The 13,909-nt window shown below is 64.2% G+C and carries 11 protein-coding genes; 5 read left to right on the top strand and 6 right to left on the bottom strand.

What is annotated here, in order from left to right:
• The first annotated feature begins 367 nt into the window (after positions 1-367).
• Positions 368-637 carry a hypothetical protein gene (locus tag Ga0080574_RS12875; RefSeq protein ID WP_076699749.1) on the top strand — a complete coding sequence of 90 codons (270 nt, stop codon included), beginning with the start codon at positions 368-370 and terminating at the stop codon, positions 635-637.
• Positions 638-640: 3 nt separating this feature from the next.
• Here the strand turns inward: Ga0080574_RS12875 and Ga0080574_RS12870 are convergent, their stop codons facing one another.
• The 4 genes from Ga0080574_RS12870 to Ga0080574_RS12855 all read right to left on the bottom strand — a co-directional run bounded on the left by Ga0080574_RS12870 (position 641) and on the right by Ga0080574_RS12855 (position 6,968).
• Positions 641-1,774, bottom strand: coding sequence for a glycosyltransferase (locus Ga0080574_RS12870; RefSeq protein ID WP_076705934.1), 1,134 nt, complete (start codon positions 1,772-1,774; stop codon positions 641-643).
• A gap of 241 nt (positions 1,775-2,015) precedes the next feature.
• Complete coding sequence (locus Ga0080574_RS12865) at positions 2,016-4,277, bottom strand: GumC family protein (protein WP_076699746.1); 2,262 nt, start codon at positions 4,275-4,277, stop codon at positions 2,016-2,018.
• 300 nt (positions 4,278-4,577) lie between these two features.
• Positions 4,578-5,321, bottom strand: coding sequence for a sulfotransferase (locus Ga0080574_RS12860; protein WP_237219374.1), 744 nt, complete (start codon positions 5,319-5,321; stop codon positions 4,578-4,580).
• Between the two features lie 78 nt (positions 5,322-5,399).
• Positions 5,400-6,968: a hypothetical protein gene (locus Ga0080574_RS12855; protein ID WP_156876357.1), complete on the bottom strand. Its 1,569-nt coding sequence runs from the start codon at positions 6,966-6,968 to the stop codon at positions 5,400-5,402.
• Here Ga0080574_RS12855 and Ga0080574_RS12850 point away from each other — a divergent pair.
• The 3 genes from Ga0080574_RS12850 to Ga0080574_RS12840 are packed head-to-tail and all read left to right on the top strand — an operon-like array spanning position 6,954 to position 10,404.
• Positions 6,954-8,429 (top strand): oligosaccharide flippase family protein, encoded by a 1,476-nt coding sequence (locus Ga0080574_RS12850; RefSeq protein ID WP_076699737.1) that lies wholly within the window; start codon positions 6,954-6,956, stop codon positions 8,427-8,429. The two genes, Ga0080574_RS12855 and Ga0080574_RS12850, sit on opposite strands and share 15 nt — an antisense overlap.
• Before the next feature lie 16 nt (positions 8,430-8,445).
• The gene (locus Ga0080574_RS12845; protein ID WP_076699735.1) at positions 8,446-9,324 is read left to right on the top strand and encodes a hypothetical protein; all 879 of its coding nucleotides are present in this window, start codon (positions 8,446-8,448) and stop codon (positions 9,322-9,324) included.
• A 3-nt stretch (positions 9,325-9,327) separates the two neighbouring features.
• Complete coding sequence (locus Ga0080574_RS12840) at positions 9,328-10,404, top strand: glycosyltransferase family 4 protein (protein ID WP_076699732.1); 1,077 nt, start codon at positions 9,328-9,330, stop codon at positions 10,402-10,404.
• Between the two features lie 16 nt (positions 10,405-10,420).
• Here the strand turns inward: Ga0080574_RS12840 and Ga0080574_RS12835 are convergent, their stop codons facing one another.
• Positions 10,421-11,356: a sulfotransferase family protein gene (locus tag Ga0080574_RS12835; RefSeq protein WP_156876356.1), complete on the bottom strand. Its 936-nt coding sequence runs from the start codon at positions 11,354-11,356 to the stop codon at positions 10,421-10,423.
• 23 nt (positions 11,357-11,379) lie between these two features.
• The gene (locus tag Ga0080574_RS12830) at positions 11,380-12,297 is read right to left on the bottom strand and encodes a glycosyltransferase family 2 protein (protein ID WP_076699730.1); all 918 of its coding nucleotides are present in this window, start codon (positions 12,295-12,297) and stop codon (positions 11,380-11,382) included.
• A 186-nt stretch (positions 12,298-12,483) separates the two neighbouring features.
• Here Ga0080574_RS12830 and Ga0080574_RS12825 point away from each other — a divergent pair, with 186 nt between their 5' ends.
• Positions 12,484-13,899: a protoporphyrinogen/coproporphyrinogen oxidase gene (locus Ga0080574_RS12825; RefSeq protein WP_083716837.1), complete on the top strand. Its 1,416-nt coding sequence runs from the start codon at positions 12,484-12,486 to the stop codon at positions 13,897-13,899.
• The last annotated feature ends 10 nt before the right edge of the window (positions 13,900-13,909 follow it).

The following is a 13,909-nucleotide window of genomic DNA, read 5'->3' as shown; positions in this document are numbered from 1 at the left end:
CGGCGCCCGCCGCGATCGCGGGCGCCACACAACCCCGAGCTGATTCGTCCGCGACCGACCGTCGGGGGCGCCCCTGCCGGCTGTGGCACCCGCGATATCCGCGCCCCCTCCCGGCGGCGGGATTTTCGCGCCGTTCCGCCCGAGTTTGCACCGCTCTGCGAAAAGAGCCTAGCGCACCGTGCCTGCCTCTGCCCATCCACCGGGCAGACGATCAATCGCCGCACAAGGCAGGCGCCGGGATCGGCCTTTTACAACGCTCAGGAAATCGGCATTGAACAAATATTGACGTATTTGTAACAAGCGGCTGTGAAACATTCCAATTCCGGATTACCCTAGTCCCAGGGCGGAGATCGAAAGCACGCGAGAAATGTACCACAGCGATGGTTGGCGCGGCCTGGCCGCAAAGGCGGCGAGTTCGCAGCCAGAGGAGCATTCAGAAGAGGAAAGCGGGTCGCGCAGACGCGGAATTCCCTTTGGGATCGTGCTCTTGGCAATTCCCGTTGCGCTTGTCCTCACCATCTGGACGATCACAACCTATACGTTGTCGCTGCTGTGGGCGCTGCCGCTCTATTCCGCGTTCGGAACCGGGTTCGTCCTGCTGTCCGCGCTGGCAATCAGCTGCTGCACAAATCGCTGATTCTCATGCGCCGATCTTCCGCAGGCTGCCGGCGATCCCTTCACGGAACGCCGCTTCGCTGAAGAGTCGCGACCGCGCCACGCATCGCTCCGGCCCCGCCGTCGCCAGCCCCGACGCTTCGAACCGCTCGACCGCGTCGACCAGCGCCTCAACGCTCTGCTCTTGGAAGAACAGGCCGGTCTCGCCCTCCACCACGGAATCGAGAATCCCGCCCCGGCCATAGGCGATCACCGGCCGCCCGGAGGCCATCGCCTCGACCGGAACGATGCCGAAATCCTCTTCGCCCGGGAAAATCAGCGCCTTGCAGCGTGCCAGATGCTCCTTAAGCACCGGGAACGGCGCCTTGCCAAGAAATCGCGTCCGGCTGCCCGCATTGCCCTTGAGCTTGTCCACGGTCTCCTGCGGTCCACCGATCACGACCAGCGGCAGGTTCAGGCGGCGGAAGGCCTCGACCGCCATATCCGGCCGTTTGTAAGGCGCAAGCTCGCCGGCCCAGAGATAGAAATCGCCGAGCTCCTGCGGCGGAGCAGGTGCAAAATCCTCGACCGCCACGGGCGGCGCCACCACCTCTGCGTCACGGCGCCAGTATTTGCGGATACGGCTGGCGACGAAATGCGAATTGGCCGCGAAACCATCGACGCGCGCGGCGCTGGTCACATCCCATTGCCGCAGGGAATGCGCCATCATCGGCATCATCAGCCTGGTTAGCGCCCCCGCGCCGTTGCGATAGACGTGATACTGATCCCAGAGATAGCGCATCGGCGAATGGCAGTAGCACAGATGCGGCGCGTCGGGCGGCGCGATCACCCCTTTCGCCGGCCCGGATTCCGAAGAGATCACCAGATCGTAGCCGGTGAGATCCAGCTCCTCCAGCGCCCGGGGCATGAGCGGCAGGTATTTCTGGTACATCTTTCTGGCCATCGGCAGCCGGCCGATGCGTGTCTCGACGATGTTATGCCGCGTAAGCGTGGCGGACAGCCGCGCCGGATCGGCGACATGGGTGAAGATATCCGCCTCGGGAAACATCCGGCACAGCGCCTCGACAACCTTTTCGCCGCCGCGCATACCGACCAGCCAATAATGGATGATAGCGACCCGCCGGCCGTTCTGGATGCTGATATCTGAAAGATCTCTCATCGGAAAATGTGCCGGCTCGGAATGGAAAAACGCGGTGTTGCACGAACCATGGCCCACAGAATACCAGCCTGGCAACACGCAATATTCTGCATTGCAGCACATTGCGGCGCCAAGCCGTAATTACGGCACCTGCCCCCCATTCAGCTGATCTGCCAAGCGCGCCGCGAACGCCGCGCCGGCCCGGCTCTCCGGATCGCAGGCCCCTCGCAGTCAGCCGAAGGCCAATCCGATCCGGGCCAGTTCACGGGCTGCCATAGGCATACTGGCTCTCATAGCCGTAGGTCGCCTTTTCGTTGCGCGGGTCGCACATGGTCAGCGCGACCGAAATCGAGGTGGCCCCCAGATCTTCCAGCATGCGGGCCGCCTCTGCCACAGCCCGGCGATTGGTGGCGTTCTGCCGCACCAGAAGCAGCGCGTAATCCGCGAGCCGCGCCAGGCGCAGCGTGTCAGAGACCAGGAGGATCGGCGCGGTATCGATCAGGACAAGATCGTATTTCGCCTTCAGCGACTCGACCAGCTTCGCCAGCGCATCGCTGTTCGCCACGTCGACGAGTTCGGGCGCGGATTTCTTGACGGTGATGAGATCGAAACCGAACTCGGGCACGGTATAGACCGCGTCCTCCAAGGGCTTACCCTCGAGCAGCACGCCGGCAAGATCGGTCTTGGCTTCATAGCCGAATTCACGCGCCAGCGGAGACCGGCGCAGATCGAAATCCAGCACCACGCAGGAGCGTTTCGACAGCGCCTCGAGATAGGCCAGCGCCAGCGTGGTCGATGTCTTGCCTTCACCGGCGACGGAGGAGGCCAGCAATACGCATTGCCCGCCATCGGACCTGGTCTTGCGCAGCATGAGCGCGGTGCGTAGCTGTCGCAGACGCTCGGCAAAATTCTGATAGGGCGTTTCGCGTAGCTGACGCAACATCGCCCGCGGCGACCGCCAGTTGCCCTTCAGAAGCGACGCCAGCACCGGCAGCCCGATGGTCTGCTCGACCTGGCCGGCACGTTTGAACCCCGCGCCGGTCATCAGCAGAATGAGGCTGATGACAAGCCCCACGGAAAAGCCCAGAACCCCGCCGAACACCGTAAACAACGCCGTGCGCGGCGCCGAGGGCGCACCGGGGATCACCGCGCGCTCGACCATTCGGGCATCGGCACGCTGCACCTGTTCGGTGGAGCGCGTCTCGTTCAGACGGTTGAGCATCGACAGATAGTTCTCCCGCGCGGCATCGGCCTCACGTTCGAGTTGGCGCAGGGCCACATTTGCGCGCGACAGGTCGGCGGCCCGATTCTCGATCGCGCTGAGGCTGTCCTGAATGGACTGCTCGCGAATCCGGGCGACCTCCACCTCGTTGCGCATGGTGGCAACGATCTGCCGAACCTCCTGCGACAGCTCCTCGTTCAGCGCCTCGATTTCGGCGCGCAGCGTCTGGCGCTCTGGATGATCGGGGCTGAGCCGAGTCGCGAGATCGGCATTTTCGCGGCTGATTTCGGAAAGCTGCTGGCGCAGCGACAGCACGAAGGGCGAGGACAGAAGCTCGGCGGCGGCAGCGAAGCCGTCGGCATCAATCACCGACTGGATCTGATCATAGCGCGCCTGCGCCTGCGCCAGATCGGCTCGCGCCAGTGCGAGCTGGGTGCTGAGTTCCTGAAGCTGCTGCTCGATAGTGGCCGGAGAGACACCAACCCGGGCGAGCTGGTTGGTCCGGAATTCTTCGATCGCGGATTCCGCAGCCTCGACATCCGAGCGCATCTCCTCGACCCGTTCCGCCAGGAAACGTGTCGCGCCTTCGATGGCACCGACCCGCTCCGACACCTGGCTTGCGAGATAGGTGCGCACGATGCCGTTGGCGAACAGCGTCGATAGCTCGGGATCCTCGGTCTCAACCGAGACAGAAATCAGGTAGGACTGCCCTTCCCGCCAGACGGTCAGGCTCTGCCGCAGCGCGCCGATCAGACGGCGCATGCGCATCTCCTCCTCGCCCAGCAGCTGCGAGGTCCGGTTGCCACCGGCCTCGTTGCCTCCGCCGAGGATCGCGTCGCGCACGCTGCCGAGCGCCGAACGGATCGACATCTTGATGCGCGTCGTCGTCGGGACCGGACGGTTCGCCGGGTCGAACGCCTCGAGCCGAGACGGCTCGAAACTCTGGATCACCTGCTCCAGAAGCAGATTCGAGCGCAGCACCGCGACCTCGGTATCGAGCAGCGGGTGGCTGAGCTGGAGATCGGACACGACATCCTCGGACGACAGAACCTGCACCGAGCGCGGGTCGAGCATGACACTCGCGCGGGCGGTGTAGCGCGGTGTGATCTGCGAAACCATGAGATAGGCGATGACCGCGAAAACCAGCGCGACAGCCAAGATCATCCATTTTTGACGCCAGATCGAATGGAATACCAGACCCAGCTCGATACGGTCATCATCGTGAGGAACAGCAGACGGGCCAGTACCATCGTCGGGTGTCGAATAAGATGTATAACGGGAAAGTTGCAGGGCCGGCCTCAAATAACTGAATGATGATGGTCGTTACCAAGTCAAAGGCAGCATGCCCTTTCACCCGACATCCGGCAACTGGCAATTCTGCTCTGCGGCGAAAACTAATGTCATGTTGCGACCCGAATGATCAAAGCGCAGCAAAAGCGGAGACAGATCCCTTTCTGCATCGCAGCATTTTCCACCCAAGACCCGGAAATGCCGACCATTTCAGTTGGCGGCACGCCCTGCTTTTGCCGCATTCCAGAAGCGGCCCAGCCTGTGCCGGCCAGTCTCTGTGATCCAGGCCTGTGCCCGCGCCCTCACGGTCTCTTACGCGTGAGGCTCACCAATGGTCCGGCGGAACCGCTGATAGACATCCTGCGCGGCAGACCTCAGATCGGGAGAGAGTGCCAGATCCGCGCCGTCTTCCGCAAACCCGCCCCCCGGTCGGGGTTCGATGCGGGTGAATTTGCCGCTTGCGGTCGGATCGCCCGCGCCACCCTTGCGGGACGCAGCACGGCTTTCATAGCGATTCTCCAGCGGGGGCGAGATCCGAAGCACGGTCGAGATCCGCTCCAGCTCGGCCTCAGGCGCCGCCAGCAAAGCGGCATGCGTCAGCCCGACCCGGTTGTCGGCCGGAAACCGGTCCCAATGACGGAGCAGCGTTTCCATGCGCTCTATGTAATACTCGGCGGCCGCGGTATCTGTGGTGTACTCGTCCCGCCCGAGCCCATCGTAAAGCTTGCGGATCGAGCGGATGGCCGCGAAGGGCTCGCGCGCGACAAAGATCGCCCGCGCGGTGAAAAAGCCGTCGCAAGCCGCGCCGTCATGACGCGAATGCAAAATCTTGTCGAAGAGATGCGTCGCACGCGGTTTCCAGCTTTGCCGCTTCGCCTGATTGACCGCCAGCCGCCCCAGGGCGCCGCCGCCGTCATAGCGAATATGGGCCTCGCCATAGCCCGACACGTCCGGACGCGAGCAGAGAATGTTGGAAAGCGCGGTCGAGCCGCAGCGCATATGCGCGATGACAAAGATGCATTTGCCATAGCGGCATTGCGGGTTCAGCGCGGCCATGGCCGTGCCCATCCCTGACTTCACCATTTCTCGCATATCAGGCCCTGTCCTCTGGATCCTGCCCCGGTCGAGCGACCGCTACGCGGCAACCGCGTGTTTCGGAATGACGGCGAGCGGGCGGCGTCCGCGCGCCCAGGAGGCCGTGACGATGCCCACCGCCGCACCCGCGATGGCAAAAAAGAAAATGTCGAGATTCGGCGATGCCTTGACCACCAATGCCCGGCACAAAAGCCCCGCGCAGCCAAATTTCAGGGCGGTCACCAGATGGCGCGTTTCCGGATCGAGTTGCAGCACCGGCAGCCTGAAAACGCGCCAGAGGAACCCGATCAGCAGCAACGTGCCCGGGATGCCGGTGGTGGCGAGCGCGGAGATCAGCCAGTTGGAGGCCCGCACCGCCCCGAGGCCCGCGCCGACCATGTAGGTGTCGTAGAAATTCCTGAGCGCCTGAAGATTCCATTCCATGCGCTCCTCGCCGGAGTCGCTGTCGAGCTTGTTGATGAGAGAGCGGTCGATGAAATCGCTGAACCCGGGCACCATCTGGTAAAGGATCACCACGCTCGCCACCAAGACCGGTATCAGCGCCAGCGTACTGACCAGGATCGCGACGCTGCGCGGGCGCAGTCCGTTGTCCTGCTGCATCTGAAGGCGTGAAGCGACAAACACGGCCGCAAGCAGCGCCGCGCCAACATAGGCCGACGACGAGGTGCTGCGCAGGGTCACGAAAGCCGCCGCCGCGAGAAACAGGCCCGGCATCATGGATTTGCGGTCGGACTCGAACCAGTAACTGAGCCAGAAACCCAGCAGGCCGAGAGAGTAGTATCCGAAGGAGGACGCCTCTGGAAAACCGCCGATCATCCGGTTCAGGCCCGCCATTTTCTGTCCGAGCGTCAGCGCGTAATTCGCGGTACGCAGGGGCGCCAGAAGAAATTCGAGATTGGCGGCGTTCGTCAGGATATCGGTGATGCCAAGCGTCACATGAACTGCGGTTGCCACCTGAATACAGCGCAGGAAGAGTTGCGGATCCGGGCGCCGGGCGGCAAAGAACGCGACCGCCGCAAAGGCCATGATGCTGAGAATCATGCGGATGAGCTGCGAGATATTGCCGCCGCTCGGCCCCAGCGGGCGAATCACGATGCCCAACGCATTGCCGCTGCGACCGATGCCGAAAACCTCGGTCATGCCCGCAAAGATCCGGGGCATAAAAAGCGTCACGAGCGTCGCATAGCCGAGGAAGGCCAGCAGCAAAATCCCAGCGCCGCCGGGCGCCGCCAGACGCGCGAGCTCCTGCGGGGCCTTCGCGCGCAGAAGAATCATTCCCGACAGCATCAGAACGGCGAGGTCGATACCGGTGATCGAGGTGCCGCCGACGGCGGGCAGATTGAACGCCGCCATCATGCCGAAAGGGGTCAGACCGAACAGCACCAGCAAACCGGAATAGGGGCCGCGGGCCGCCATCACGATCATCATCACCATGACGATCAGGGTGCTCGGGACGATCTGCACGCTTTCTGCCCTCGTCACGTCAAAGGATGCACAAACCTTGGCGCCAGAGAGCGCTGCCGGACTTCCATAGTTGTATCCAGCTCCGCCTGCTGTGCATAGTGCAGATGCAGAAAAGCACGGGCAGTCCCGGTGGCAGACACACAAAACGATCAGGCAATTGGCAATCGTTGGAAAGGCCGCCGCAAGCGCGGCGCCTTTGCGATCTTTGCTTTCCTGTCGCGCTCGCTCCAGCAGATATCCACCTTTGTCATCACGCTGATGGCGGCGCGCTTCCTGTTGCCGGCCGAATATGGCGTCTACAGTCTGGGCATCGTCTTTGTGACCCTGATCCAGACGATGACCTACACCGGGTTCTATCATTTCATCGTCACCTCGAAGGAAGACGACCAGACGGTCCTGTCCACGAGCTTCTGGCTGCTCACCGGCCTTGCGACCGGTGCCGCGCTTCTGATGATCGCCGCGGCCTACCCGATCTCGTGGCTCTTCGATGCGCCGGAACTGGGGCCGGTTCTCGTTCTGCTCTCGGCCTTGCAGCCGATTGCCGGGATCACCGCCTGGTACTCGGCGGTGCTGCTGCGCCGCCAGAAGGTCCAGCTGCATTTCACCGTGATGTTCCTTCAGAACGCTCTCGCCCTTGCCGGCGGGGTGCTGCTGCTCTGGCTGTGGCAATCGCTCTATGCGCTGGTGGCGTTCCGCGCGGTGCGTGTGCTGTCGGCGATCATGCTATATCTGCTGTTCGCCGGAGACCGCCCCTCCCTGCGCTTCGACCGCAATCTGGCGCGGAAGGCCACGAATTTCTCAGGCGGTCTCTACGGATCGAGATTCATCAACTTTCTTCAGCAGTATTCGGGCGATCTTCTGCTCGGTTTCATGTTCTCGACCGCCGAGGCCGGTCTTTATCGGTTCGGCAACCGGGTCGCGAAGGGCGCCATCGACGTGGTCGGCCAGCCGATCCAGAGCTTTTCGCTGACCCAGTTCGGCGCCGCCAACCGCAATGACAAGCCGCTCGGCCCACTCGTGGAGCGTTTTGTCGGCACGCTCGTGCTGCTCACCGGGGGGGTGGCGGCGGTGATCGTCGTCTTTGCCGAGACCGTCGTGGGATCGTATTTCAACTCCGCCTACCTCGCGGGCCTTGGCGTGACCTACGCAATGGCCATACGCGGCGTCATGAACGTTGGGCTTCTTCTGCTCACACCCGCGCTTTCGGCGCGCAGCCGCACCGGGTTGCTGATGTTCTTCAACATGGGATCGGCCGGCGCGATCATTCTGGCGGTTTTCGCCGCCTCCCCCTTCGGCCTTTCAGCCCTCGCCTGGGCACAGACCGCCGTTACCGCGCTTGCCACCGGCGCCGCGCTCATCGTCATGAAGCGAAAGGCCGGGATCGAGATTCGCGGGGCGCTCCGCGCGCTGACCGTGTCGCTTGTGATCGTCATCGCCTACGGCCTCGCGCTGTGGCTGATCTGGAGCTGGATCACCGGGCCGCTGGCGCTGGCGGGGATCGGCGCGCTGATACTCGGGCTCGGCATCGCAACGCTGCTGGCAGGCGTCGTCCTCGTCGCCGGCTGGAAGCTGAAAGTCTTTACACTGCAAGTCTTTTCAGGGTGAATTTGAGGAGAAGCTCATGAAATACCTCCCCGATCGCGGGATATATTTCATCCATGTCCCGAAATGCGCCGGCATGAGCGTCCACAAGGCGCTGGATCTCGAGGAAGCCAGCTATGACTGTCTGGCCGAAGACCTGGGCGTCGAGATGGAAGAGGCGGCGCGGCTGGCCCTATCGCAACGGTTTCCGGCAGAGCCCGGCATGTGGCCGCAGGGCTTCGACCACCCCGCGCTCGGCCATATCCACCCGATTCACCTGCCGCTCGGCTATATCCGTTCGACATTGCCGGAAACCTGGAAAGCGCTCAGCACAGCCCCCTATTCCTTTGCCATGACGCGCGCGCCGCGCGGGCGCTTTCTGTCCGCTTTGATGCAGCGGCTAAAGGAGTTCCGCGGCGCCGGCGCGATCCGCGCCGACGACCCGCTGGTGCGCGAAGAGGCGGAACGGGTCAGCGACTGGCTGTCCCGGCACGATCCCTTCTGCGCGGCGGAATATGCGCATTTCACCCGCCAGACCGATTTTGTCGACCTGGACGGCGCGCGCGTCGTGAAGGCGGTTTTCCCGGTCGACCGGACGGATGCGCTCTCGGCCTGGCTGTCGGAGAACACCGGACTCGAGATCGAAATCCCCCGCACCCACACCCGGCGCCAACCCAAGCCCTGGGCCCGTGCGGTGCAACCGGCGGCACGGTTTGTCGGGCGGCGGCTGCTGACGCAACCGGTGCGCAAGGCGCTTTATCCGATCTGGACCGGCAGCGGCCTGTTTGCGGACGCAAAGAAAACCTACGGCACCGTCGATCTCGGTCCCGACGTGGATGCCTTCATCGCCGAATACTATGCCGGTGACGAGGCGCTGCACCGCGAAGCGCTTGCAGGCCTGCCGGACGGGGGAGACTGAGCCGTGGCCAATATCGTCATCAACGGCAAGTTTCTCGGCGCGGGGCTGAATGGTGTTCACCGGACCGCCGCGCATTACTCAAGCCTGCTGATCGAACATGGCCGCGCCGCTGGGCATAACGTCAGGCTCGTGGCGCCCGCCGCCTTCGCCGGCGACCCGGAGTTCCCGCTTCTGGTTCCCGAGCGTCTTCCCGGTCGCTTCGGCGCCGGGCAGGGATGGGAAATGCTCACCCTCCCGGCGCTGGCCCGTGGCGCGCTGCTGGTCAATTTCTGCAATCTCGCGCCCGTTCTGCATGGCAATTCCGTGGTTATGATCCACGACGCTCAGACCTTTCTCTACCCGCAGGACTACACCGGACGTCAGGCCGCCGCCTATCGCGCGCTGCTTCCGATCATTGGCCGCCGCGCACGCCGGGTTCTGACCGTCTCGGGCTTTGCCCGCGAGTCGCTCGCCGAGCACAAGGTCGCGGCCCGCGATAAGACGGAGGTCGTACATAACGGCACCGATCATATCCATGCAACGGCACCCGACGCCGCTATCCTGACAAAGCACGGGCTCGCGCCTGGCAGCTATGTAATGGCCCTGGGATCGGCCAAGGGATACAAGAACCTGCGCCGGATCTTTGACGCGATGGCAGCGCCGGTGCCCGGCGGCCTGCGCCTTGTGGTGGCCGGCGGCCCGGCCGAGAGCGCCTATCGGCAGCGCGGCTGGACGGCGCCCGACGGCACTGTCTTTACCGGTTTCGTCTCGGATGCGGAGCTGCGGGCGCTCTATGAAAATGCCGCCATATTCGCCTTTCCCTCTCAAACCGAGGGGTTCGGCCTGCCGCCGGTCGAGGCGATGCATTGCGGCACGCCCGTGATCGCCGCGCGGGCCGGGGCGATGCCCGAGGTCTGCGGCGATGCCGCGCTGCTTGCCGACCCCGACGACACCGCCGCATGGCGCAGCGCGCTGGCGCAGCTGACCGAATCGCCGGAGCTCGCGTCGCGGATGACCGAGCGCGGCCGGAGCCGCGCCAGCGAGTTGAGCTGGCAGGCCGCGGGCGAACGCCTCTGGCAGGTGATCGCACCGCTGCTCTAGCGGCGCGACAGGCGCATCAGTCCCATTGCGGCAGACGGCGGCCGATCATCTCTTCGAACGCGGCCCGCCGCGGCGCGAGATAGGCCTTCAGCCAGGCGCGCGCCTCGGTATCGTCGACGTCGGCCTTGTCGAACTCGACCGTCGCGGTCTTGCGCAGCCCGTCGACCACGGATTTCGGCAGGCGCTTGCGCGCCGCCGCCCAAAGCCCGGAATTGCGCAGGCCAGCCACCAGCGGAAAGCGCTCCTTGCGCGAGGTCGGCGGCGATTTGTGGCGCTCGGTGATTTCCGATTCCTGATACTCATATGGGTCGAGCCCAAGCCAGGCGATCACCTCCGCCAGCGTTTCGCGGCGCCGCGCGCGCAGATCCTCGGCCACCAGCACAAAGATCTGGCTGCGGTCGAAATGCTTGAGATATTCGCCCATCTGCAACGCATAGTCCGAGGTGTCGCGATAAAGCGGGTTCTCGCGCACCGCCCGGTCCAGCGGCAGGGGATCCTGGAACTCCTTGAAACGCTGCCAGTAATGCGCGACGGCACGGCTCACCGGCTCGCGCACGGTGTAGATGATCCGCGCGTCCGGCACCGCTGCGGCGATCCGCGCCGGCACACCGGAGCGGTGCGGCGCCTGGGAGTAGTAGACCGAGCCTTCACCACGATACCGCACCCCCTCGCCCGCGCCCTTCCACAGGTCGAGATAGGCCTCCCAGTCATGGCTACAGGGCTGGCGGGCCATGATCGGCCAGGCGGCTTCGAGCTCGCCCTGTTCGACGAAAAAGCACGGTTCCTTTTCGCGGCTCATGCAGATTTCGGGATGCGGCCGGAGATAGGCGTGCAAAGCGCTGGACCCGGATTTGGAGGCACCGATCACGAAGAGATTCGGCATCAGCGCCCGTGCGGCGTCGTCCTGCGGCGGCGGGACCAGGCCGGTTTCGGGAATACTCTGGAGACTCATCGGGGCAACCCCTCCGCTTGTCGTCAGAAGTCCAGGATACGCGACGGGTGCGCGCGGCCCGATACGATTTCGGCGAATGCGCGGCGATTGCCCGCCGCACGGCCCTTGCGGTCGATCCATGGCTCGGGGCGCCAGGCCTTGAGGTGGTTCGCCGCCGTATTGCGCAGTGCCAGTTTTGCCGCGAATTTCAGCGACATCGTACCCTTGCGCCAGAGATACCAGGTATTCGCGATCTGGCTGTATCCCAGCCGCCGCCCGGAGGTTTCGCGCCCGGATTTGGCGCCGCGATGCACGCCGGCAAAGGCATCCGTCTTGATCCGCCCGCCGGGAATACGCGCCGCGAAGTCGATATCCTCCTGCCAGCCATAGAGCGGCAGCGCTTCGTCGAACCGCGCCTCTCCGATCGCCGACATGCGGTAGGCCATGTTGCAGCCATAGAGCCCTTCTAGCCCCTCCCGCAGAACCTGGAACGCCCGCTCCGGGCCGGCAGGGGCAACCGTGGCGTCATACTCGGCAACCAGCGCCTCGGCGTCATCGACGGAAAATCCCGGCGCGTTGATGCCATCGGCAATCAGGAAGCCGGTCATGCCGTTGACCTCGGGCAGCGCGGCAAAGGCTGTCTCGATGCCCGCAAGCGCGTGTCGCGAGGGCACGAAATCGTCGTCGTAGAACACCACGATATCGCAATCTCCGGCAATCCGGTCGAGCCCGGCATTGCGCTGACGCGGCAGCCCCTTTTCCGAGATCACAGTCTCGGCGGTGGTGGCGCCCGGAAACAATGGAGCGGGATCGAATCCGATATCCTCGGGTCGCGTTACGACGAACAGGACGCGGTCGGCGGGCCGGGTTTGCGCGGTCAGGGCAGGGACGAGCTCGCGCAGGCAATCGGCCCGACCAACAGAGCAGATAACGACCGCGATGCGCGTAGCCGTGCCCGTCATCTCAATAAACCCCTACAAAAAATCCGTGATTTTATCCGGTGATCTTCCTCATTTCTGGCCGCACCGCAGCGTCGGGTCAATCTTTCCCGGCGCCTTGCCGCGGATTCCATGCTGCGCTGCAATAAAACTTGGCGTTTTCCGATTGTTCGGTAACACTGTAATTTACGCTCACCTGGGAACACATAGATGAGTACAGTTGATCAGGGCCTGGCCGCCAAGTTCCGCGGATCCAGCCCGACCGAGACGTCCGGGTCGGACAAAACGCCGATTGTCATTCTCGGAGGCGGTATCGCGGGGCTCTCAGCGGCAGACACCCTGTCGGCGCGCGGCTATAATATCCTTGTGATCGAGAGCAGCGACAAATGTGGCGGCACACACAGATCGACCGAGATCGGCCCCTACACCTTCGATGCCGGCAGCATCTTCTACGAGGATAACGCACGCCTTTTCAGCCTCGCTGAGGGGCTGCGCGATCTCTGCCCACCGGTACGTCGTGTGCAGCGGCGAATCACACCGGACGGTCAGCTCAAACACTATCCGATCGAACCCCGCGATCTCATGAGCTGGCCGAAAGCACGGCTCGCCGTCGCGGTCGCCGATCTGCTCTGGTCACGCCTGGCGCAGAAACAGGACGGCACGCTCGAAGCGATCTGCCGCAAACGGCTCGGCGAGACCATGTTCGCGGGCACCGGGCTGCGCAGCTATATCACCCGGTTCAATCACATGCCCCCCGGCGAGATCGACGAGGAGTTCTTCTTTCACCGCATGGGCTTTATCGAAAAGGCCACACGCGGACGCGCGCTGATGCAGTCGGCTTTCCGCATGCTGCGCAAAAAGCCCTTTCGGCGCGGCAAGCGCAGCCCGCTGCGGGTGCGCCCCGAAGCCGGATTCGACCAGCTCTTCGACCGGATCAAAGCGCAGCTCGAAGCGCGTGGCGTGCAATTCCGTCTCGCCGAAACGCTACAGACGATCAGCCCGGCAGGCGACGGCTTCGACATCACCACCGACAAGTCGGTCCATCGCGCCGCATCGGTAATCGGGGCGCTGCCGCTCGATACGCTGCACCGGGCGCTCTTTGGCACATCCTCCGAATTGCGCTCGCTCGATCTGATGACGCTCTTCGTCTCGGCCAGCCGGCTCGATCCCGAGGCGGGCAATGTGCTCTTCAACTTTCACGAGACGGGGCGATGGAAGCGCGCCACCATCTATTCACGCCTCTATAGCGACCGCGACACCACCCGCGAGTTCCTCGCCGCCGAGGTAACCCTGCCGGTCGGCCACAGCCCCGACCCTGAGGCCGCCTTCGCCGATTTCTCGGCACATCTGTCCGGGCTCGGGCTTGCCGAGGACCTGCGGCTCGAAGGCCATACGATCGTTTCCTCCGCATACCCGCTCTATATGCCCGGTCGGCAGGCGGACCTCGCCCGAATTCTCGACAAAGTGACGGGAGCGGGGGTCATCCCGGTTGGGCGGCAGGGCCGATTCGAATACCTTCCGACGGCAGGCGGTGTCATCGCGCAGGTCGCCAGAGAGCTCGACGCCGCAGCGCTGCCCGACCGTCCCGCAGCGCGACCGGATGACAGGACGCTGATCGCCGTCTGACGCGGCGGCC

This window comes from Salipiger abyssi (assembly GCF_001975705.1).
Classification (GTDB): domain Bacteria; phylum Pseudomonadota; class Alphaproteobacteria; order Rhodobacterales; family Rhodobacteraceae; genus Salipiger; species Salipiger abyssi.
The sequence above is the reverse complement of the archived record's forward strand: the minus strand, read 5'-3'. Positions and strand labels throughout refer to the sequence as shown.